The organism is Chryseobacterium sp. MYb328, from assembly GCF_037572595.1.
In the GTDB taxonomy this organism is placed as follows: domain Bacteria; phylum Bacteroidota; class Bacteroidia; order Flavobacteriales; family Weeksellaceae; genus Chryseobacterium; species Chryseobacterium pennae.
On the sequence record NZ_JBBGZQ010000017.1, the window covers coordinates 1 to 21,694 of the forward strand.

Annotated in this window: 20 protein-coding genes; 10 read left to right on the forward strand and 10 right to left on the reverse strand. The window is 34.4% G+C overall.

The features are described from left to right. The 6 genes from WH267_RS16125 to WH267_RS16150 all read left to right on the forward strand — a co-directional run. On the forward strand, positions 1 to 407 hold a 407-nt coding region (locus tag WH267_RS16125), incomplete at its 5' end, for a hypothetical protein (RefSeq protein WP_340009702.1). Between the two features lie 110 nt (positions 408 to 517). After that, positions 518 to 1,687 (forward strand): T9SS type A sorting domain-containing protein, encoded by a 1,170-nt coding sequence (locus WH267_RS16130; protein ID WP_340009704.1) that lies wholly within the window; start codon positions 518 to 520, stop codon positions 1,685 to 1,687. 140 nt (positions 1,688 to 1,827) lie between these two features. Further along, positions 1,828 to 4,479: a 4-alpha-glucanotransferase gene (locus WH267_RS16135; protein ID WP_340009706.1), complete on the forward strand. Its 2,652-nt coding sequence runs from the start codon at positions 1,828 to 1,830 to the stop codon at positions 4,477 to 4,479. A 139-nt stretch (positions 4,480 to 4,618) separates the two neighbouring features. Next, the gene (locus WH267_RS16140) at positions 4,619 to 5,635 is read left to right on the forward strand and encodes a hypothetical protein (RefSeq protein ID WP_340009708.1); all 1,017 of its coding nucleotides are present in this window, start codon (positions 4,619 to 4,621) and stop codon (positions 5,633 to 5,635) included. Positions 5,636 to 5,811: 176 nt separating this feature from the next. Further along, on the forward strand, positions 5,812 to 6,258 hold the full coding sequence (locus WH267_RS16145) for a hypothetical protein (RefSeq protein WP_340009710.1): 447 nt from the start codon (positions 5,812 to 5,814) through the stop codon (positions 6,256 to 6,258). Between the two features lie 127 nt (positions 6,259 to 6,385). Further along, entirely contained in the window at positions 6,386 to 6,895 is a 510-nt protein-coding gene (locus tag WH267_RS16150) for a ferritin (RefSeq protein ID WP_115972769.1), read from the forward strand. Between the two features lie 109 nt (positions 6,896 to 7,004). On the opposite strand, the gene WH267_RS16155 is transcribed toward WH267_RS16150, so the two are convergent. From WH267_RS16155 to WH267_RS16170, 4 genes are all read right to left on the reverse strand, one after another. Then, positions 7,005 to 7,817 carry a hypothetical protein gene (locus WH267_RS16155; protein ID WP_123321514.1) on the reverse strand — a complete coding sequence of 271 codons (813 nt, stop codon included), beginning with the start codon at positions 7,815 to 7,817 and terminating at the stop codon, positions 7,005 to 7,007. 12 nt (positions 7,818 to 7,829) lie between these two features. Next, the gene (locus WH267_RS16160) at positions 7,830 to 8,204 is read right to left on the reverse strand and encodes a hypothetical protein (protein WP_123321515.1); all 375 of its coding nucleotides are present in this window, start codon (positions 8,202 to 8,204) and stop codon (positions 7,830 to 7,832) included. A gap of 30 nt (positions 8,205 to 8,234) precedes the next feature. Continuing rightward, positions 8,235 to 8,420, reverse strand: coding sequence for a hypothetical protein (locus WH267_RS16165; protein ID WP_115972766.1), 186 nt, complete (start codon positions 8,418 to 8,420; stop codon positions 8,235 to 8,237). Between the two features lie 365 nt (positions 8,421 to 8,785). Next, positions 8,786 to 11,926, reverse strand: a complete 3,141-nt coding sequence (locus WH267_RS16170) for a UvrD-helicase domain-containing protein (RefSeq protein WP_123321516.1) — start codon at positions 11,924 to 11,926, stop codon at positions 8,786 to 8,788. 183 nt (positions 11,927 to 12,109) lie between these two features. Between WH267_RS16170 and WH267_RS16175 the strand changes: the two genes are divergently transcribed. The 3 genes from WH267_RS16175 to WH267_RS16185 all read left to right on the forward strand — a co-directional run bounded on the left by WH267_RS16175 (position 12,110) and on the right by WH267_RS16185 (position 14,625). After that, on the forward strand, positions 12,110 to 12,856 hold the full coding sequence (locus WH267_RS16175; RefSeq protein WP_115972764.1) for a carboxypeptidase-like regulatory domain-containing protein: 747 nt from the start codon (positions 12,110 to 12,112) through the stop codon (positions 12,854 to 12,856). A 109-nt stretch (positions 12,857 to 12,965) separates the two neighbouring features. Then, positions 12,966 to 13,778, forward strand: coding sequence for a carboxypeptidase regulatory-like domain-containing protein (locus WH267_RS16180; RefSeq protein WP_228438872.1), 813 nt, complete (start codon positions 12,966 to 12,968; stop codon positions 13,776 to 13,778). A gap of 112 nt (positions 13,779 to 13,890) precedes the next feature. Then, positions 13,891 to 14,625: an SIMPL domain-containing protein gene (locus WH267_RS16185; RefSeq protein WP_115972781.1), complete on the forward strand. Its 735-nt coding sequence runs from the start codon at positions 13,891 to 13,893 to the stop codon at positions 14,623 to 14,625. Positions 14,626 to 14,762: 137 nt separating this feature from the next. Here WH267_RS16185 and WH267_RS16190 read toward each other — a convergent pair whose 3' ends face one another. The 6 genes from WH267_RS16190 to WH267_RS16215 form a co-directional block, all read right to left on the reverse strand. Then, a complete protein-coding gene (locus tag WH267_RS16190; RefSeq protein ID WP_340009714.1) occupies positions 14,763 to 15,275 on the reverse strand; it encodes a GNAT family N-acetyltransferase in 513 nt (170 codons plus the stop codon). A gap of 5 nt (positions 15,276 to 15,280) precedes the next feature. Then, on the reverse strand, positions 15,281 to 15,502 hold the full coding sequence (locus WH267_RS16195; RefSeq protein WP_034695702.1) for a PspC family transcriptional regulator: 222 nt from the start codon (positions 15,500 to 15,502) through the stop codon (positions 15,281 to 15,283). Between the two features lies 1 nt (position 15,503). Continuing rightward, positions 15,504 to 16,763: a DUF2851 family protein gene (locus WH267_RS16200; protein WP_340009716.1), complete on the reverse strand. Its 1,260-nt coding sequence runs from the start codon at positions 16,761 to 16,763 to the stop codon at positions 15,504 to 15,506. 81 nt (positions 16,764 to 16,844) lie between these two features. Then, entirely contained in the window at positions 16,845 to 17,438 is a 594-nt protein-coding gene (locus tag WH267_RS16205; RefSeq protein ID WP_340009718.1) for a hypothetical protein, read from the reverse strand. Positions 17,439 to 18,069: 631 nt separating this feature from the next. Beyond that, the gene (gene bshA, locus WH267_RS16210; RefSeq protein WP_115972760.1) at positions 18,070 to 19,218 is read right to left on the reverse strand and encodes an N-acetyl-alpha-D-glucosaminyl L-malate synthase BshA; all 1,149 of its coding nucleotides are present in this window, start codon (positions 19,216 to 19,218) and stop codon (positions 18,070 to 18,072) included. A gap of 10 nt (positions 19,219 to 19,228) precedes the next feature. Beyond that, positions 19,229 to 20,953, reverse strand: coding sequence for a glycoside hydrolase family 3 protein (locus WH267_RS16215; RefSeq protein ID WP_123321520.1), 1,725 nt, complete (start codon positions 20,951 to 20,953; stop codon positions 19,229 to 19,231). Between the two features lie 116 nt (positions 20,954 to 21,069). Between WH267_RS16215 and WH267_RS16220 the strand changes: the two genes are divergently transcribed. Beyond that, positions 21,070 to 21,609 carry a hypothetical protein gene (locus WH267_RS16220; protein WP_340009722.1) on the forward strand — a complete coding sequence of 180 codons (540 nt, stop codon included), beginning with the start codon at positions 21,070 to 21,072 and terminating at the stop codon, positions 21,607 to 21,609. Positions 21,610 to 21,694: the final 85 nt, after the last annotated feature.

Here is a 21,694-nt window from a genome sequence, read left to right on the forward strand (position 1 = left end):
CCGCCGCCAGTTTTTATTTTATTTTTAAAAATCCTTTATCGAAAGATAAAGGATTTTTTTTTGCTCTATACTCAAGAATCAAAATACTCAGAGATCCCAATACGAGTAGTACTGAGAATCTAAAACATCATACAAATATTCATCATTACTTCTCATTATCAATCAATAATCTTACAATCAGCTTCACAGGCATATATTTATTATCTATTGCTCTTTCTAGCCCTGATAGTAGTGGTTACCCCACAGCAGGAGTGGGAGAGCAGGGCTTAAGCGTTGGGATAGAAAGGCGCGAGGAGTATGAGTGGATAGCAGGATTAAGCTCCTGGAATATACTTGAAATAAGGAAAAATTTATTATTTCGCTTTATATATTGTGAAACTATAATTAACATATTTTTATTATTTTGATGAATTTATTATAAATTTTTTCTAAAACATAACCTTTTTTTGTTTTTCTAATTTGTAAATTGTGTAACTTAGTCATACTAAAATGATTACGAATCTAAAATATACATTCTATGAAAAAACATTTATTCCCTCTATTTTTACTGTTCCTAGGCATTAATGCACAGGCTCAGCAGGATTTTTTTGCTATTGCAGGAAAGGATACTCCAAGTATTAATTTCAGTGATTTCCGAGCGATAGATGTAATGAACGGAACTTCCGGTGAGAAAATTTTTACTGCAGAATCATCTTCAAAGGTTATTTCTCAGACCAGAAGAGGAATGGTGACGGAAGATAAAAATTCTTTCAATAACTCCCAGGCAGTAACTATGGCAGCATTGGCTTATGATTCTTCCAGCAATAACCTGGTATATATGCCTATGTTTTCTTCTAATATTTATGTTTTAAATCCTCAGACTAAAGAAATTACTTTAATAGAGAATAATGCCGTGAGAGTAACGTCTTGTGATATTAATTCTCATATTACAAGAATGGCTACAGGGTATGATGGTAATATCTATGCTGCCAATAACTCCGGAACACAGTTTTTACAGATCAGTAAAAAAGGTGGACAGTACGTGGTTAACGATCTTGGAATTATAAAGGATGATGCTTCTAACGGTAAAAACTCATTTACTACGTTAGAAACTGGGTTTGGAGGTGATATGATTGCAGATGCAGATAATAATTTCTATGTTTTTGCAGCTTCAGGGAATGTTTTTAAAGTATCTGTTAAAGAATTAAAAGCAAAATTTGTAGGTAAAATTGCCGGGATTCCGGATAACTATTCTGTGAACGGTTCTGCAGTAAATGCGCAGGGAAAAGTGGTAATAGCAAGTGCTAAAGGAGCTCCTTTATATGAAGTAGATTTAGCGACTTTACAGGCAAAGCAACTTCCGGGAGAACAGAATCTGCATATTTATGATCTGGCAAGTAAGTACTTTGTAAACGACAGAACTTCTTCGAATAGCCTTTCATTAACTGATCTTGATATTTATCCTACAAGGGTTGATGAGCAGTTTGTCAATGTTCATGTTAATAATAAGAGTGTAAAAGGAAATATTAAGCTTAATGTCTTCGATATGTCCGGTAAAAATGTTATGACTCAAAACCTGTCTGTTAAGGATGGATCTTTGGATCAGAAGGTTTATTTTAAAGGATTAATTAGTGGAGCTTATATTGTAAGTATAGCTGATGAATCAGGAAAAGTAATAATAAATAAGAAAATTCTTGTTACCCAATAATGGGTCATTAAAATTTATCAGTAAAATTAGACTTATCATAGAACCTTTTCAATTGTATTGAGAAGGTTTTTTAATGATTATTTGATACTCAACAAGTTTTATTTTTCGATATTAAAATGTACTTTTATAAAAAAATATAGATGAAACTATACTTTAATGTAGGATATATTGTAAAGGCCGGAGAGAATCTGGAGCTTGTGATTAAGGAAGCAGGAGCTTCAGCTCATGTTTATACGATGTTTTGCGCAGAGAATGGTTTGTGGAAATGTGAAGTGGATTATTTTTCAAAATCCATTTCTTATCAGTACAGAGTGGTTAATGAAAAAGGAAACGTTTTAAGAGACGAATTTGTTCAGCATTATCTTAATTTTCCGCACAATTATAAAGAGTTTGTAATCTTTGATGAGTGGAATAATAAAAACTTCCCGGAGAATTATTTAAATAATAAAATTCTTTATAACAAGTTACACGATTTTAGCCTTGAGAAATCTGCAATTTTAAAAAAGCATACTCATCTATTCAGAATAGAAGCTCCTATCTACAATCCGGATTGGAGAATCGTCTTGTTTGGTAGTACAGCCTCATTAGGAAGCTGGGATTATCATAAGGTAGTTCCTTTATTCCAGACAGATTTTGGGGTTTGGGAAGTCTCTGTTGAGATTCCTGAAAATGAAAGTATTCAGTTTAAATACTGTATTTACGATACAAAACAGAATAGAGTAATAGATGTAGAAACAGGAGAAAACAGATTTACAATAGCGAACCCATTACCGGATGTACTACAGATTGTTTCCAACCATTATTTCAGATTCAAAGGGTACCAGATGTATCATGATGCCGGAGTTGCTGTTCCTGTATTCTCATTGAGAAGTGAAGAAGGATTTGGAGTAGGAGAATTTTCTGATATTAAAAAATTAGCAGATTGGACAAAGGAAACAAATCTTGGGATCATTCAGATCCTTCCGATTAATGATACAACAGCCAATTATTCCTGGACGGATTCCTATCCTTATGCTGCAGTATCTGTATATGCTTTACATCCCCAATATATTTCACTGGAAAAACTTGATTTTTCTTTACCGAAAGAATTAGTTAAAGATTATGAAGCTGAGAAAGAGGCTTTAAATGCTCTTGACCTTATTGATTATGAAAAAATGATCGAAGGGAAATGGAAGTATTTGACAGCCGTTTTTCAGGCAGAAAAAGATAAAATTTATAAAGACAGAAACTTTAAAAAATTCATTAAGGACAATGAATATTGGCTGGTTCCTTATTCTGCATTCTGTGTATTGAGAGATAAATACAAAACACCTAATTTCAATGAGTGGAAAACTCATAAAAAATATATTGCCGGAAAGATCACACAGTTTTTTACGACAAAAAGTAAAGACTATGATCTTTCAATGCTTCATGCATGGGTACAGTATCAGCTTCATGTTCAATTGAAGGATGCTGTAGATTATACCCATAGTCTTGGAGTTTCTTTAAAAGGAGATCTTCCAATCGGAATCTATAGATATTCTGTTGAAGCATGGACTGAACCTGAACTGTTCGGAATGGATTTCCAGGCCGGAGCACCACCGGATCAGTTTACAGAGCTAGGACAAAACTGGGAATTCCCTACCTATAACTGGGAAGCTATGAAAGCAGATGACTACCGATGGTGGAAAAACAGATTCAAAGCATTGGAACAGTATTTTGATGCTATGAGGATAGACCATATTTTAGGTTTCTTTAGAATATGGAGGATGCCTGTTTCTGCTGTACAGGGTATTTTAGGATATTTCTATCCTGCGGTTCCTATTGTTGCAGATGAATTTAAAGCCTGGCAGATTCCATTTACCTTTGACAGGTATTGCAAGCCGTTTATCAACAATGAGATTTTATGGAAGAATTTTGCAGGAGATAGTGGAAAAGCTCTTGTATTTATGGATCGTAAAGAAGATGGAACCTATTCCTTTAAAGAAGAATTTGATACCCAGCGAAAACTTGTAGATTTCTTTAAGAAAAAACCACATGGTCCACTTGAGGAAAAGTTGATTTCCCTTTGTGCCAATGTCCTGTTTTTACCGGAAGAAAAAAATGGAGAAACCGTTTATCATCCAAGGTTTAATGTTTATAATACAGAGTCTTATCAAAATCTTCCGGGATCTGAACAGAAAAGTATTTATGATCTGTACCACGATTATTTTTTCAGAAGACAAGATCATTTGTGGTACGAAAAAGCAATGGAGAAGCTGCCGGTTATCCTGAATGCAACAAAAATGCTGATCTGTGGTGAAGATCTGGGGATGGTTCCTGCCTGTGTGCCTGTTGTAATGGATGAGCTGGCGATTATAGCCCTGAAAGTTCAGCGTATGCCTGCAGAGAATATCCCATTCTATGATCCAAGGAATGCCAGTTATATGAATGTAGTTACAGCCTCCTCTCATGACAGCTCAACACTGAGACAATGGTGGAAAGAGGACCCGGCTTTAACTCAGAGATATTTTAACCAGCAACTGATTCAGTATGGAAAAGCTCCGGAAGAATTAACTCCTGAACTAGCCGAGATCATTATGAAGCAGCATTTATACAACGAATCTATGCTGGCAATCTTCCCAATCCAGGAATTTCTGGCTACGGATGCGAATCTTACCAATCCTAAAATAGATAATGAAAGGATTAATAATCCTGCCGTTTTCCCTCATTATTGGCGCTATAGAATGCATATAAATCTGGATGAGCTTAAAAACCAGAAAGTTTTCAATGAAAAAATTGGAGATTGGATAAAAAACAGTGGTAGGATGTAAATTTAACAATTGATTTTCAGACTATTACATATATATTAAAAGAAGTTTAATCTAAGGATTTAACTTCTTTTTTTTATTTGAATCAAAAAGATAGAATTAAGATATTCTGTTATATATTAACCAATTAACGACTATAGAGATGAAAAAAATATTTTTGGGATTAGCTTTTGGGCTTGGCGTTTTGACGTCTGCTCAGCAGTATCCGAATAATGGTTGGGGTGATGATGGTTATTATCAGAATGGAAATGGCTATTACGGCGATGAAGATGACAGAAATTATTTCCCTGATGATTATTATTATAACTATCCTCAGGATTATTATCCAAGTGATTATTATCAAAGCTATTATAACGATTACAGAACCAGTATTGTCAATATCGACTGGAATGGATTCTTTATACAGAACAGATTGACCCGTTGGCAGGTAGATCAGATCATGAGACTTAATAATCTGTATGCAAGTTTTTCTACTTGGGATAACTTTTACAGATATAATCCGGACAGATGGTACTATGACAGATTCTACGCTTTGGAAAGAATTATGGGACCAAGAGTCTTTGTAGTTTTTCAGAATAATTATTACAGAGGAGCAAATCCTGTTATTTACTTCCAAAATTATAGAAGATCTTATTATATGCCGCGATATACGGTAATGCCCAGATACAGAAATGTAAACATTAATATTTACAGAGTAGACCGGTCAAGGTTCAGAAGAAATGATAATCCTACTTTTGATGTAATCAGAGGAAGCAGCAGACCAAATAATGGTTTCAGAAATAATAATGAATCAAGTGGTGGTTTCCGTAATAATGGAAAAGAGACTAATTCTGGAGGTTTTAGAGGAAACTCTGAGAACAACAGCGGATTCAGAAGTAATTCAGATAATGAAGGCTTCAGAAACAATAATTCCGGAGGTTTTAGAAGGGATTCTGAGAACAGCGGATTCAGAGGAAACTCAGACAACAAAGGTTTCAGAAATAATAATTCCGGGGGCTTCAGAGGAGGCAGTGAAGTGAAAAGAGAAGCAGCTCCGGCTAGAGAAAGTAATGGCGGTTTCAGAGGAAACAATGGTGGTTTCAGACAGCAAAGATCTGAAAATTCTTCACCAGGTCGTGGAAATAGTGGAGGCTTTAGAGGAAGCTTGGTAAGGAATTAATTTTCATATATTATATTTAAGTGGTGTGAAGGATAGGTTTTTATAATCTGTCCTTTTTTTATTTATTATTGATTTATTTTAGTTAAAATTTAACATTATTTATGAATTTGTTAATTTAACTTATGGTTTAATATGTAATCAAAAAGATATAATAACAATTAATTAAATTTTTAAAGATGAAAAAATTAGTTTTAGCAATAGCATTTATCGGAATAGGAAGTTTTGCAATGGCACAACAGACAACTCCACAGGACAAGGAAGCAAGAAGAGCAGAAATGCAGCAAAAAATGCAACAGAAAGAGCAGGAACATCTTGCGCAGATGCAAAAAGACCTTAATCTTAATGCTTCACAGGTAACACAGGTAAAAGCATTACATGAAAAAAGAAAAGCTGAAATGAAAGCTGACTTTGCAAAGAATAAAGAAGTAAGACAGGCGAAAATGGAAGAAATGAAAGCCAAGAGAGCACAAATGGATGCTGATATGAAGAAGATTCTTACTCCTGAACAATATGATAAATGGCAGGTTGACAGAAAAGCTAAAATGGAACAGAAAAGAATGGCAATGAAGGATAGAAGAATGATGAAAAAGCCTATGAACACTGCTGCTCCTGAAGTAAAATAACCGTTCGTGATTTTAATTTTTTAATGTGTAAAGGATGGATGATTTTCCATCCTTTTTGTATTAATTTTCTGTAAAACTTTTGATTTCGGGGTTTTATTCCCTATTTTTGACTATAAATTTAATACTTATGGTTAGCGAAAAAATTGCAAAATTAATTAACGAACAAATTGCTCACGAACAATACGCCGCTCAATATTATCTTTCAATGTCTGCATGGTTTTCAGGAAAAGACCTGGATGGAATTGCCAACTACTTCAGAGTACAAAGCAAAGAAGAATTAATGCATGCTGATAAAATGTTTGATTATCTGAATGATGTAGGGGGAGAAATTATCATCGGAGAAATTCCAAAACCTCCGCATGAGTTTGAAAATGCAACAGATATTTTTGAAAAAGCGTTGGCACATGAGAAAATAGTTACTAAAAGTATTTTCAATATTGTGAAAAATGCCAATGAAGAAGGAGATTTTGCAACAACATCGTTCCTTCAATGGTTCATCAACGAGCAGGTAGAAGAGGAAGCAAGTGCTTCTCAGTATGTAACGAAAATTAAAATGGTATGTGATAACCCATCTGCATTATACCTTTTTGATCAGGAACTTTCTCAGAGAGTATTTGCACCTAATACAACTGCTTAAAACCTTAAAAAGTTTTCAATAATATAAAAACCGCTGTTCTTTGGAATAGCGGTTTTTTGTGAGTAGACTTTATTATAAACAATATGTAATAAAGAGTTATATAGGAAAATTACTTATAGGCTTCATTTAGCTCAATTTCAAACTTCCTCTGCTCTTTTTCATTAAACTCTTCTACTAGTACGCTTCTAAAATAAGGTAATAATTTTTTATCATGATCCAGCTTTGCAATCCTGGAAATAAAATCCCGGTCTATAATGGCCTTATCCTTTTGGAAAAGTAGCAGCAGATATTCAGTACTATACTTCTCAGGATTACTTTTTATTTTGCCAATAACATCTCTGAAAATAATTTCATTACTGTCAAAATGAAAACAGCAGACCAGGTAGAAAAATAGATCATTTAATTGCTCATCCTTTAGCCATTTATCAATTTCCTCCTGATTAGGCGTAAACAATAACTTATTAAGAACAATATTATATTCCTCACTATGATCAAGGTTTTTATAATCAGACGAATTGTAATATTTTAAGCTTGATGTATCCAAAAGAGGAAATTCTGTATCAAAAGAGATGATCCTTTCTTTCGGAAAAAGAACCAATCTGGAAGCATCTCCACTAGCGCTGTCTTTTTGAAAAATATGATAAGGGATAATCTGGTATGTTGTATTGTTTACCGGTATTTTTAGGTTTTTATTTACTATTTTGTTAAACTCTGATTCAGAAGGAGCTTTATAATGTTCGTGGATTAGAAATTCACTCACAAGTTTTCCGATTTTCCGATAATAATCTTCCTTATGTTCTGGGCTCCATGAATCCATTACATATGCTTCATCCGAATCTTCCCGTTCATAACTATAGGTCTGTGCTTTTTGTTTACAACCGATAAACAGGAATAGTATTGTAGTTATAATACTTAATTTCATGATTATAATGGATTAGTTGAGAGGTTGAATAGCTTTTATAGCATGACTGCTGTTGATGCTGTATAACGAGAATACCGAAACAATAGTCAATAAGTATAAGACACATAATAAGAATAGTTTCTTGCCATTTCCTTTTCCAATTGAAAAGAACTGTATCAGAAAAAGTAAAGGATATACAAGGATAATCACTGTAAAAAAAATAAAAAACCACGTCATGACTAAAGAAAACAGACTCTGGATATTAATCGTTTCAACACTTCTGTTAAAAGAAACATGAGCTGCTTTATCCCAATAATAGAGGGCTGTTAAAATAATAAAAATACTGAAGCTGATCCATTGGATATTGAATAAGATTTTCCAGTTTTTAATGATGAAACTTTTCAACATAGCCTTTGTGTATTTTTAGTCTGCGAAGAATTATTTATTCTGCCTTTGCCTCTGTATTCTGATAGCGGTAATAAAAACTACAGCACCTATAATAATACTGAAAAAAGTAGATTTAAAGAGGCTTTCTGTAGGCATATACCTAAAACCTTCTGCAGTTACAGGCGGATCAATATAATCCAGAATATTATATATGACAATTCCGGATAAGGTTATCATAAAGACGCTTATAAGAAACGAGATAAAATAAATTTTCATGGCTAAAGCATTAATACTTGTGTTAGTTTTTAAGGGCGCTTTTTTAATGTTTTTCCAGTAGTTTTTTATATGACGAAAGATACAACTAAATCTATATCTTTCGTTGGTTCAACAAGTATTATATTACTGTTAAGAAAAATTGTATCTGAGAACAGACCGATAATATAATAAGGATATTAAATCCAGTTAGAACTCTGATCGTTTTATACACTTTATTCCGGTTCTATTCTGATAATAGAATTTCCAAGGTCGAATTAAAAAAATAATCCTTTTTTACTTTTATTTTAATTGACTGCAAATTAGGATAATAATTGAAATATAGGAAGTTACAGATAAATGATCTGTGTTTTCAAAACTTTTTTACCCAGCCTTTCAAGAATGTTTTTATAGCCTTGTACCTGCTCTTCATCCTTATCTTTCTGTTCGCCGGTTTTAAAATCTACAATAATATAACCTTCCTCACTTTTTAAAATACGGTCAGGTCTTGAAATATGGCTTTCTCCATTTTCAGAGATCATGATATCTTTTTCATTGATGACTTCCCATTTCTCATCAAAAAACTCAGCATACGTTCTTATGATTTCCTGGAGAGTGCTTTGTATCTCATTTTTCTCTTCAAGTGTAATCTGGCCTTCAAGTGCGTATCCTTCCAGAACTTTGTTGATGTCTTTTTCAGTATTGATCTTCGATAAAAGCTCATGCACAAAAAGTCCGATTCTTACTTTCTCATTTCGTACCTGATAATTTTTGGACGGAGTCGCAATTTTGATGGAAGTACTTTTTTCATTTACATTCTTCAGGTTCTGAATGTTCTGGGTTTTGAAAGATGAGCTTTTCGTCTTTGAGTACTTTTTCAACATTTCAGACTTCACTTCATACAAATCAAATGAATCCAGGTTTTCAGTGTTTTTTGTCTGAATAAATTCTAACAGTTCAAGATTATTAGAAGTTTTATTCGCCTTTTGAAGATAGAAAAATAGCTGTTCGACAGGTCTTGTTGTTGCTACATACTGCAAACAAAGTCTATCGATCAGGTTTTTATAAGAATTCTTTTTGTTAAACTTTTGAATTTCCTCATCGTATACTTCCAGATTCTTACTGAACTGATTGATGTTGACAGATTTTAAAGCATCATTTTCATTCGTTTCAAACCAGTTGGTAAACTCGCTATCACGGTTTTTGTTCATCATAGGAATAAAAACGATAGGAAACTCCAGTCCCTTAGATTTGTGGATCGTCATGACCTGGATAGCATCAATATTTTCAGAAGCCTGAATGGTGTAGGAAGAAGCTTCTTCATCCCAGTATTTTAAAAACTCTTTGGTACTTGCTCCCGCATTTTGTGTAAAATTGAAAAGCATTTCCAAAAAGTTCAACAGAAAGTCAGTTTCCTTATTTTCTACTGAAAATTCATTGATGTAATATTCTATAAAATTATACAGATTGAATCTCGGGAAATGATCCTGCTTCAGCTGCAGCGAATATTTCTGCTGAATAAACTGAAGAATTTCCTCATGACCTTCAATATCCAGGATTTCTTTCATTTCAAGGGTAAAATCTGCCATGTGAATTTTTCCCAACGTATTCAGATAATACATCATCATAATCAGGCATGGCTTATTCTTCGGATTGATTTCCCATCTTAAGAACTCAATGACTGCTTTCAAAGTATTGGAAAGCTCCAGTGTAAGACCTTTATCAGATATAGTTTTAATATTGGTTTCCTCGCCATGGTAATTCACTTTTAAATTTCCCAGCTTTTGAGAATAGCTGAAAATATCAAAATTTCCACGGCATAGAATCGTAATATCAGAAAACTTAAACCCATTATCCAGACATTCCTGTATATCTTTTCGCATACACTCAGAAGTATCATCATAAAACTCTTCATTGGTGAGATTTTCGATCAGGTTTACTCTTACCCGTCCGTCAATCTTAGATTTAGGAGTTTGCTCCGCATCCTTCCCGAAAATATTTTTATGTTCCTCTTCCAGCTCCAGAGAATGGTACTGATACAGTTCATTATTAAACTGCACAATATTTCTGGCACTTCTCCAGTTGTCTTTAAGAACAAGAAGGTCTGCTTCTTTAGGTGAAAATTCTTTCTTGTTGATAATATCCAGCATCAGTTTACTTTCCCCACCCCGGAATCTGTAAATACTCTGTTTAGGGTCTCCTACAAGAGTAAACGAAGTATATTCAGTAGAGACACTATGATCCCTCAGCGGAACAAAATTCTGCCACTGTAACTCTGACGTATCCTGAAATTCATCAAAGAAATAATGCTGAAACTGTGAACCTACTTTTTCATAAATAAAGGCAGAAGGTTCATTTTTAAGATTTTCATTGATAAGAATATTAAACTTTGAAAGAAGAACAAGGTCATTCTCTTCCTCAATTTTTTTCAGCTCATCCTGAATATCTTTATTAACCTTTAAAGGAAGCAATGCAGATAAAACCTTTTCCTTCTTCTGAGTCTCAATATACAACAGAATAAGTTTCATTCTGTTTTCAATAAGCTGATCCAGAATATCCAAGATTTCAGCTTCTTTATGCTTCGATTTTGAAGAGGCTCCTTTCCTGTAATTGTTGATTACAGACTCTTCCTGAGTCGTAGGAAAAGGAAACCCGGCTCTTTTCTGTTGGTAAAAATCAATAACCTTAGTAAAGAAACCTCCGATCCCGTTTTTCCCCTGAGCAAAATCTTCAATTTCAATATTTTTGGATTTAAACAATTCAATAGAACTTGCAGCAAGATCTGCAGCCTGTTTTTTATTAAGAACAATCTCTTTCCTAAGCGCGTTTTTGATGTCTTCATAATTGGTGTCATCAAAACTCTGATTACTTTTCAGATGCTCATAGTGAATATCTTTTACAAACTCTTTTGCTGAGTCGTAAAGATTTTTGTTAAGATTAATCCTTTCGTTATTTTCAAGACTGTAATCCACATAATCCATGAAAGAATTGGAGATCGTTTCATTCTCACCGATCTGATCCAGCATTTTATCCACAGCTTCAATCAGAAACGGTTCTGCTTCAATTTCCAGGTTAAAGTTTTTAGCCAGCCCCAACTCATAGGAAAAGCTTCTTACCAGCCTGGAATTAAAACGGTCAATCGTTCCGATATTTAAAGTGGAATAATTATGAAGAATATGGTCTAATAATCTTTTAGACCGAAGATGCAGTTCATCAAGAGTAATTTTTAATCCCTGCTCTTCAAAGGCTTTCTGGATATTTTTAAGATCAGCATTCTCTGCATAATTACTGGCAGTGAAATTCCCAAGCCAGGACAGAATTCTTTCCTTCATCTCATTAGCAGCCTTATTCGTAAAAGTCAGGGCAAGAATATTCCTGATCGATTGCTGTTGGTTAGGGTAACGGAGACAGATCATCAGAAGTCTCTGAACCAGGGCATATGTTTTCCCCGATCCCGCAGAAGCATTGATGACTGTGTAAGAATTTTGCATTGTTAAAAGAGAATTGAGACTGCAAGTTAGCTAAAATTTAAAAGAAAATTTAACAATTCAATCCGGCTATTTAACAGTTTCGGGAGCAAAAGACAGAAAGAAAATATTAAAAGGCGTTAACGGTGGTTAAACTTATGGTATAAATTAAAAATAATTTTAGCTTTGCTCTATAAAAAATAACCTGTGAAATTCAAACTACTTCTTTTTTTATCACTCATTTTCTTCATTCATTCCAATGCCCAAAATTATATCTTCGGAAAGATAGTTGCTGAGAGTGGTGCGGAAATGCAGGATGTTACTGTCGTTAATATTCGGACAGACGACATGGTCTTGTCAAATGGTGATGGTCATTTTATGATTTCCGGAAGAGTAGGTGATGAATTACGTTTTATAAAAGCCGGTTATGATAGAGTGGAGAAAAAAGTATCTCAGGAAAATGTACAGTCTCCTATGAACATCAGTCTCATCCGGTCAACCATTCAGATTCCCGAAGTAGAGGTAAAGCAGGGACTTACCGGAAACCTGAAAATAGATTCCCGAAGCTATAACAAGCCGAAAAAGGTTGAAAAACTGTTGGCTGATCTTGGAAAATATATGTCGCAGAAATCAGATCCGAGGATTCTTGCTGCAAAACCAGGGGAATTTGTACAGCCAAAAGGAGAGGGATTCATGATTGGGAAGGCTAAAAACAAATGGGATGATATTGATTTAACGAACTATATACGGGCAAGTCTTGGAGATGATTATTTTACCAATCTTAAAATAGAGAAACCACTGATTGACCATTTTATTTCCTATGTTTTTGCCGGAGGTTTTGAAAGGAAAAAGATCCTCAAATATGGATTTTGCAGTGATGCGGATCTGTACAGATTTCAGCGTTTTGTACTCACCAGAATTCCGTCTTATCGTACTCCACAAGTTCAGAGGTAATGTAAAAAAGGCCAATGACTCAGGAAACGATACCAGTCTTTCACGAATACTGTAAAATAAATAAACTGTACGATAAATAAAATATCGTTACTTTTATATCTATAATAAATTGGATTATAAACTCAAAAATATACTAAGCATATATTGGGGGAAAGGTTTTCTCTTCCTTACAATACTATGTACTCATCTTGTATTAGCCCAGCAAACTGTAACCGGAAGGATTATTGATGATAATGGTGACAATCTGAGTGCTGTAACTATTGTTAATATGTCTACCGATAAGAAGGCATATTCGAATTCGATGGGGATGTTTTCTATTGAAGCCAATTCTAATGATGAACTGAGGTTTGTAAAAGAGGATTTCAAAAGAGTTTCCAGAAGAGTTCTTACAGATGGTGCCAATACACAATTGCTGATAACCCTTTTTCAGATTCCAAAAGATATTGGAGAAGTAAAAATCGTAAAGAAATTGTCCGGTGATCTGGAGCAGGATTCCAGAATTGTTGCGAAAGTAGACAAAGGAGAGCAGGTAAAACAGGCTGTTGGTCTTCCGGAGCCCATTGGAAAGATGCGCGAAAAACCGGCAGAAGTGAAAAGTGTACTGTTACCTATCCTGCTGGGAAATCTTAATGTACAGGGAGTTTATGATCTCGTAAGCGGTAAAGCCAGGAAGCAGAAGAGACTTTATAAATATGATGATCTGCAGGAGCATATTGAATGGGTTAGAAGCAGGGTAGAGGATGATTATTTTGTTAAGGCTGGAATTCCTGACAACAAAATTTCAGAGTTCATAGAATTTTCATTTGTTGCAAAACCTCAGGTTCGTACCTATGTAAAAGCAAGAAACTTGTCGGGTGCCCTATTGAGAATGGAAGAAGTTATCCCGCTTTTTATTGAACGCTTAAAGAATAGTCATCAATAAATCTGATTTTCTTTTATAATCAGTAGCTTTTCTTTAATGTTAAAATTTTCTTAAAATATTGGAATGGAAATTGCTGCAATATTCTCATAATCAAAATCAATTCACAAATTTTATGAATAAAAACATTATTGCGGTAGCTATAGGAGCACTTGGCTTTGTACTGGGCCTCGGTTTTTTAGGGAATGCAATCAAAAACAGGAATAAATCTGAAAATACAATCTCTGTAACAGGGTTAGGATCCAAACAGTTTACCGCTGATCTTATTACCTGGTCTGGGAGTTTTTCTAAGAATAATGTTGATCTGAAATCAGCTTATGATGAATTGGCTATGGACAGAAAAGTGATCAACGATTATCTGACTTCGAAGGGAATAAAGCAGAATGAAATTGTTTTCTCTTCCGTAGACATTCAGAAACAGTTCAGAAGTTATAATGATTCCAATGGGAATTATGTTCAGGGAGAATTTTCCGGTTATAACCTGACTCAAAATGTATCTATTGAAAGCAAGGAAGTAGGCAAAATTGAAAACCTTTCCAGAAATATTACTGAAATTATCAACCGCGGAATTGAGTTCACCTCTTCTTCGCCTTCCTATTTCTATACCAAATTAGCTACTGTAAAGCAGGAAATGATTGCCAGTGCGACAAAAGATGCCAAAGAACGTGCAGAAAAAATTGCAGAAAACTCAGGAAGCAGTTTAGGAAATCTTAAAAAAGCTACGATGGGAGTTATTCAGATTACAGCACCCAATTCAAATGAAGATTATTCTTATGGCGGAACATTCAATACCTCTTCTAAAGAAAAAGAAGCCAGTATTACCATCAAACTGGAATATGAGGTGAACTGATTTACAATCAAGGATTATTTAATTCGTCAGGTTTAAAAGAATGAAAATAAAGCGCAAACATCTATAGTTAATTCTCTTATCAATTAACTTTTCAAATCAATAAAAAATAAACGCCGGAAATACTCCGGCGTTCTATATTAAGGATATACAATATCGCAAATTTCATTTTTAAGCTCCTCCACATTTTCAGGAGAATAATTGGCCAGCAGCCATAAGTTCAGAGATTGTTTTCCCTCTCCATAGCTTGGCTGTATATAAGTCGTATCAATCAGACCAAAGTTGTTTCTCTGATAGAATGAATAGCGTCTTTTAGCATCTTCATTCTGATCTTCAGGTTCGATTTCAAGGATTATTTGTGGATAACTTTCCAGTAGATGTCCCATAATATGTGATCCCAGCTTTTTACTTCTGAAAGTTTCAAACACTTCAAAATGTTCCATAAAAACAAAAGAACTTAATTTCCATAAGATGAGGTATCCTATATCTTCAGATTCATGTACTACAGACATGAAACTTACATTCGGATTTGAAAATAAATCCAGAAACTGTTCCTTATCTCTTTGCTCGTCTACAGGAAAAGTGCTGGTATAAGAAGTATAGATTCCCTGAACTCTATGATCTTCAGCAGACGTAATCGGTAAAAATTCCATAATTGTTATAAGTCGAAGACGCTTGGTCTTCTGGTGATAAAAATATCTTTAATCCACAAAGTAAATGCCAAACCCAGATAAATCAGAAAGAAAAAGCCGGCTGTGGCGAAAGTAGAGTAGATGAAGAAGATCCTTAATTTGGATACAGGAATTCCCAGTTTAGCTCCTGTTCTTGTCAGTACACCAAACCATTCCCTTTCCATTTTATGACGGATATTACTCAGCATTTCAAGATTCTTTTAAAAGTTTAAATCCAATACTGCAAGTTAAGCAATTTTTTTCGTCACATGAATTTTTATAATGATAAATCAGGCTTTGGCTTTCCAGGGCCGTTTTAACAAGAACTCCAAGATTTTTCCAGTTCTGGATTACTGAGTTTTTTTCAGCAGTAATATTCTGATAGAATTCTAAGATCTTATCAGCAGTTTCTTCTTGATGATATTTATGATAAGTGTATTTTAAAGGAAGTATGGTATTCAAGATGATGAGGTCAATAAAATCTTTGCTCAAAGTCTTAGGGTGTACTTTCGAAATTGTTCCGAAATTGAAATGGCAATCCCAATATTCCGAAGCTTTTACCGATTTAAACAGATCATATAGCTCTTCAGTGCTTTCTGCATCCATGATCTTTGAAAATAGATTCTGATTCTGATAAAGGTCTGCAAGCTGAGATAAACGGATCGTAGGAAAATTAGGCGGTCTTAATCTTAAAAACTTAGGATGAAAAACAAGATCCGGAAGCTTAAATTTTACTTTAAGGAAGTCAAATTCCCGTTTCCATATTTTCATTTGTCCGTCTTCGGGAGTGACAAGCCATCCTGAAATTCCGAATAATAAAGCTTCAAGCTGTAAAGGATTCTGCCGGATTTTATTGATAATACTGTAATCAATACTTTCAGCAATCTGCCTGAAAATATGAGCATTCACTTTTAATCCAAAAGAATACGCTAGGCTGTGAAATAAAACTGCTTCAAAATTATTTTTGTAAAGAACTAAGCTTTGCTCCAGTTCAACAGATTTTTCCTCCAGTTTTTTCAGTATATTTCCTTCATGAAAATGTAAAGGGATCTTATCTTTGTTAAAGATATTTTCACAGGCTATAAACTGGTTTCCATTGATTAACTTTTCGTATTTTCGGATGATATTTTCATCAATGTGATGCTTCAGTTCAAGAGTAGAAACTTGCTGATCTGTAAGCTGACTTATTTCTACATCATGCTGAAATACGACATGAAGAATAATATTCTGGTAATTGGGATCCTGAGAATGATTATGGAAAATCCAGTCCGAGGAGCGGACATGCAGTTCTATATTTCCGGCAAGAATTACCCCGTTGATTTTGATCTTAGAATCGATAAAATCCGGGCCGGCATCTTTGTTCCATTTCCCAAAATGTATGATCTCAACGGAATTTCCTTCAATATCCTTGAAGTCAAAATATTTGAAAACCTTATAGTTCCAAAGATATTGAAGTAATTTTTCCGTCATAAGTGTAAGAAGAAATAGATAGAATGGTTTGTCCTTTATTTTGAATCTACACCCTACATGATAGTCTGACCAATTCCAGATCTAGTTTAGATTAGGAGTAGAATGCCAGGTTCCCTGGATCCAAAAAGTCCCACCGGAGTTTCCAGCATTAATTGCTGTTAAACCGTTTACAGTTGTGAAAGTAAAATTAAAAGCCTGTGAGGAATTGATAGTAAGAGTAAAACCATTGTTGGTTATATTAGTAATAGTAGCCGTTCCCCCAGCAGACAGAACAGGATTTTGAATAATAGTAATAGGAGTACCCAGCTGATATATAATTGAAAAAGTGATGGCAGGAAAACCAGGAATAGACGCTCTTCCTATAAAATCCAGTCGGGCTTCTTTGTTGCCTGTCCGAATATTTGACCAATTACTATTGCTGTCCGACCATCTGTATATTCCTGATGAATATAGAATGTTTAAAGCATTGGTGTTGGTAAGCGTTCCGTCACTGGTCGTTACAACTACTGAATTAGGAAATAATGTACTGTTGTTGGTTGCTGCTCCAGTTAGGTTTCGGACTCTTGTGCTCCCATTGACATCCAGTGTTTTGGTAGGGGTATCTGTATTAATTCCTATCTGAGCAAGGAATAATCCTGAAATCATTAATCCTAATAAGCTCAGTTTTTTTTTCATGTCTCTCATTGTATGTGTTTTATTGTTCAATAAATAAAATTGTATTATTGAAGGGATAACAAAATTTGTAGATTCAGCTTTATTACAGATCTATTATTATTTGCAAAGGTCTGTTATTTTTTGTGTCATTATTCTTAAAGGCGTACGACACTTATACAACATTTGTAAACTACAGGTACTACAAATGTTATACAGAAAATTAAAATATTCTTTATAGTTCCTGAAAAAGAAATTATCTTTTTGTTAACTCTGATTTTTTATCTACGTCCTACCAATGGTAGAGCCAATGATCAGATACGTAGAAATCATGATACGCTGTATATTTCTATCCCTGGGAGAAGTTAAGAAAAGAAACACTGGAAAAACATGAAGCTTATGTAGATATGATACCAGTAAAATGGATCAGGATAAGAATAAAAGTAAAAGATGAAACCGCAAAACTATACTTAAACGGTGGCTGTACAACCTATATTAATTGTTAATAATCTGAAGGGAAGTATTGGGCCATTTTACTGATCTTAAAATAAGTTAGGAAGATTAATAGACTGAGATGATTGCAAAAAAATAAAGGCCTAGATCTATTCATCTAAGCCTTATTTTATGTCTATTCGACTACCGGAATTTTAAAATATTATGCTTTCGTCAACTCCGTTTTAAAATTTTCTATAGTTGTTCTATACATTTTCTCATATATAGGAAGAATATTTTTCAAATCGAACTTTATTGCCTGATCTTTCGCGTTTTCCTTCATTTTGGTTAAAAGATCTTCGTTACTCAACAACTTAATAGTGTAGTTGCTCATGGCTTCTACATTTCCGATCTCTGCCAGATATCCTGTTTCTCCTTGGATATTTACTTCAGGAATTCCTCCAGCGTTCGAGCTGATTACAGGAGTGTAGGCTGCCATAGCTTCCAAAGCTGCCAAACCGAAACTTTCCTGCTCAGACGGAAGTAAAAATACATCAGAAAGCTGTAAGATTTTATAAAGATCATTTACTTTCCCCAGAAGACGGATTTTTGAGATAAGATCAGGGTTTTCTTCAAGGAACTGGTTCACCTTTTCCATATCAGGACCCTCACCAATAATGATCAGTTTGGATTTAACCTTTTTTTCTACATTCTTAAAGATCTGCAGAACTTCATCCACACGTTTTACAGGACGAAGGTTCGATACATGGATCAGAATTTTCTCATCAGGATTTGCAAACTGCGTTCTCTGACATTCTGTACAATCATCGAATTCTGAATTATCAATAAAGTTGGTAATCACCTGGATTTCCTTTTTGATATTGAAAAACTGAAGCGTATCCTTTTTCAGACTTTCAGAAACAGAAGTAATAGCGTCTGATTTGTTGATAGAGAATTCTACTGCATGTTTATAGCTTGGATGCTGACCTACAAGAGTAATATCTGTACCATGTAATGTCGTCACCAAAGGAATATCATTATTGTCTTCCTGAAGCATCTGTTTAGCTGTAAATGCAGCATATGCATAAGGAATAGCATAATGAGCATGCAACAGATCCAGTTTATAGAGATTGACAACCCTATAGATCATAGAACTTAATGCAATATCATAAGGCTGATATTGAAAAAGCGGGTAGGTCTGAACATTTACCCTGTGAAAGAAAATATTCGGATTGGTAATATCTAATCTTGCAGGAAGAGCAGAGCTTATGAAGTGTACTTCATATCCTTTGTTGGCAAGGGACATTCCAAGTTCTGTTGCTACAATTCCGCTTCCACCATAAGTTGGATAGCAAAGTATGCCTATTTTCATTGGATTATAGTTATTTTGATTTTGTACTATTTATTGATGGAGGAGGAGGAAGAGGTAAGTCTATACCCATTCCTGCTTTCAGTTGATCATTGACCAATACAGGAAGTTTACCCCATATTCTTGTTTTTCCGTTTAAGGCATCAGCTGCTGCATTCATTGAATCATCATTGTTTTCATAAGCCACAAGAACTGTTGATACTTTTGAAATATCAATATCTTTTAAAGCATAAGCACTTCCGAATACCGTAAGAAGTACATTTTGATTTTTAGTAAGGTCAGCAAGTATCTTCTTTGATTCAGCAGAGATTGTATAAGGTTTGTAAGCCGTAGAATTATCCTTATGGAAACCTACTATTACAGTTGAGCCCGCAGGAATTGTGTTGATTTCAGATGCTTTTTTAATGATTACATTTGATCCCAGTTTATTGGCAAAAGTCTGATACGAACCTTCTTCTAATGGAACATAATATACTTTTGCGTTCCACCCGGAAATTGGAAGTAATCTTTGATTATTTTTAATCAAAGTCAGAGCATTAGAATAAAGATTCTGAACCAAAGTCTTATGAGAATCATTATTAAGATCAGCATTGATGTTTTCCGGATTTTTCGGAGTATACTGAGTTAATCCAAGGAAATATTTTGTTAATAGTATTTTCTTTACACTTTCCTCTACTCTGGATTGCGGGATTTCTTTATTATCAATTGCCTTTTGAATCAGCTTTTTACCTTCAGAAACTCCCTGAGAGAAAAGCATAATATCATTTCCTGCTTTAAATGCCATGGCATCCAGTTCTCCCGGTTTATATTTGTTGGCTACAGCTCCCATATTGAGAGCATCAGTGATGATTAATCCTTTATATCCGAGCTTATCTTTCAACAATCCTGTAATGATATTTTTTGAAACAGAAGCTGGAATTCCTTTTCCGGATTCTAGGCTAGGAACGTATAAGTGAGCCACCATTACGCCTCCGATTCCTTTATCCATCAAAGCTTTGAAAGGCGCCAGCTCTATAGAGTTTAATCTTTCCATATTGTGGGAAACCACCGGAAGATCAAGGTGAGAATCCGTATTGGTATCACCATGGCCAGGGAAATGCTTGATGGCTGCCAATATATTGTTATCCTGAAGTCCGTTAGAATAGGATAGGGCAGAGCTGATTACATTATCCACTTCAGAACCGAAACTTCTGTTGCCAATAATAGGGTTGTTCGGATTGGTATTAACATCCACTACCGGAGCAAAATCCCAGTTGATACCCATTCTGTGACAGTCTTCTGCAATTTTAGCAGACATCTGATAAACCAGATTCTTATCCTGAATAGCTCCAAGGGTCATTGCCCATGGGAATTTATGTGCTGTTGCAATTCTCTGGAACAATCCCCATTCAGCATCCATTCCGATCATTAAGGGAACTTTGGATTTCTGCTGGAATTCATTCACAAGGTTGATTTCTCTTGCAGCATCATCCTGCATCAGGATCAAGCCGCCAATTTTATCATTAGCAACAATATTTCTTACCTGATTGATATAGTCTTCTCCTTTATTAGTATATAATGCAACAATAAAAAGCTGGCCCAGTTTTTCATCCTGAGAAAGATTTTTATATGTCTTTTCAACCCATTGCTGGGCCTTTTTAAGATCTTCCTTCGATGTATTTTTAGGCTGATATTGGGCATTAATCCTAGGACTGATGATTGCTGCAATAAAGAGTGAAGTATATAATAATTTCTTCATGACTTTTTGAATAAGAACAAAAATACAATTAAAAAAATTGAGAAAAACAAAGATTTTGAAATTTTTGGTATATGATTTGAATACGCAATATAAATAATAACTAAACATTTATAAAAATGAAAAAAATACTTCCACTTATACTGCTAGCATTTGTTGGTTTATTTGTTATGAGCTGTAATAATGACGATAATGTTGTTGGAGACGGTGACACAATCAGCTTAATGCAGGATGCTACAGGGACTTTTAATAGCGGAAATGGATTCTTATTATCGAAAGGTATCAGTATTCAAAGTACAGATGTCGTTCTTGTGTATAGAAAAGAAGGCAATCTGTGGCAACAAATTCCCAAAACCTATTATCTTGATGACGTAAATGGTTTGCCAACAAATAGAGAACTAGATTATAACTTTAAGTTTAATACTAGTGATGTAAATATTGAGACAAAAGCAAATTTTAATCAGGGAACACAAATGACACCTGCAGAAACAGCTCAATATTTGACAAATCAAACATTTAGAATTGTACTTGTTCCAGCTAATGCAGCAGGTAGTAAAGCTAAAAAAGCAAAAGCAGATGTAGATTATAGTGACTATAATGCTGTTGTTAAGTACTATAATCTAGACGATTCTCATGTTCCAATAACAAGAGTAAATTAGTAAATATCTTTTCAGTTTTTTATAATTAAAAAGCCTCGGGAGTTATCTTCCGGGGCTTTGATTTTTCTTAATTAATTAAGATGAT

Coding starts and splice junctions, on each gene's coding strand:
- WH267_RS16140 (WP_340009708.1), top strand. CDS start 4,619: ATGAAAAAAATATTTTTGGGATTAGCTTTTGGGCTTGGCGTTTTGACG.
- WH267_RS16135 (WP_340009706.1), top strand. CDS start 1,828: ATGAAACTATACTTTAATGTAGGATATATTGTAAAGGCCGGAGAGAAT.
- WH267_RS16220 (WP_340009722.1), top strand. CDS start 21,070: ATGAAAAAAATACTTCCACTTATACTGCTAGCATTTGTTGGTTTATTT.
- WH267_RS16165 (WP_115972766.1), bottom strand. CDS start 8,420: ATGATAACCTTATCCGGAATTGTCATATATAATATTCTGGATTATATT.
- WH267_RS16170 (WP_123321516.1), bottom strand. CDS start 11,926: ATGCAAAATTCTTACACAGTCATCAATGCTTCTGCGGGATCGGGGAAA.
- WH267_RS16195 (WP_034695702.1), bottom strand. CDS start 15,502: ATGCTGAGTAATATCCGTCATAAAATGGAAAGGGAATGGTTTGGTGTA.
- WH267_RS16200 (WP_340009716.1), bottom strand. CDS start 16,763: ATGACGGAAAAATTACTTCAATATCTTTGGAACTATAAGGTTTTCAAA.
- WH267_RS16190 (WP_340009714.1), bottom strand. CDS start 15,275: ATGGAATTTTTACCGATTACGTCTGCTGAAGATCATAGAGTTCAGGGA.
- WH267_RS16150 (WP_115972769.1), top strand. CDS start 6,386: ATGGTTAGCGAAAAAATTGCAAAATTAATTAACGAACAAATTGCTCAC.
- WH267_RS16155 (WP_123321514.1), bottom strand. CDS start 7,817: ATGAAATTAAGTATTATAACTACAATACTATTCCTGTTTATCGGTTGT.
- bshA (WP_115972760.1), bottom strand. CDS start 19,218: ATGAAAATAGGCATACTTTGCTATCCAACTTATGGTGGAAGCGGAATT.
- WH267_RS16205 (WP_340009718.1), bottom strand. CDS start 17,438: ATGAAAAAAAAACTGAGCTTATTAGGATTAATGATTTCAGGATTATTC.
- WH267_RS16215 (WP_123321520.1), bottom strand. CDS start 20,953: ATGAAGAAATTATTATATACTTCACTCTTTATTGCAGCAATCATCAGT.
- WH267_RS16130 (WP_340009704.1), top strand. CDS start 518: ATGAAAAAACATTTATTCCCTCTATTTTTACTGTTCCTAGGCATTAAT.
- WH267_RS16145 (WP_340009710.1), top strand. CDS start 5,812: ATGAAAAAATTAGTTTTAGCAATAGCATTTATCGGAATAGGAAGTTTT.
- WH267_RS16160 (WP_123321515.1), bottom strand. CDS start 8,204: ATGTTGAAAAGTTTCATCATTAAAAACTGGAAAATCTTATTCAATATC.
- WH267_RS16185 (WP_115972781.1), top strand. CDS start 13,891: ATGAATAAAAACATTATTGCGGTAGCTATAGGAGCACTTGGCTTTGTA.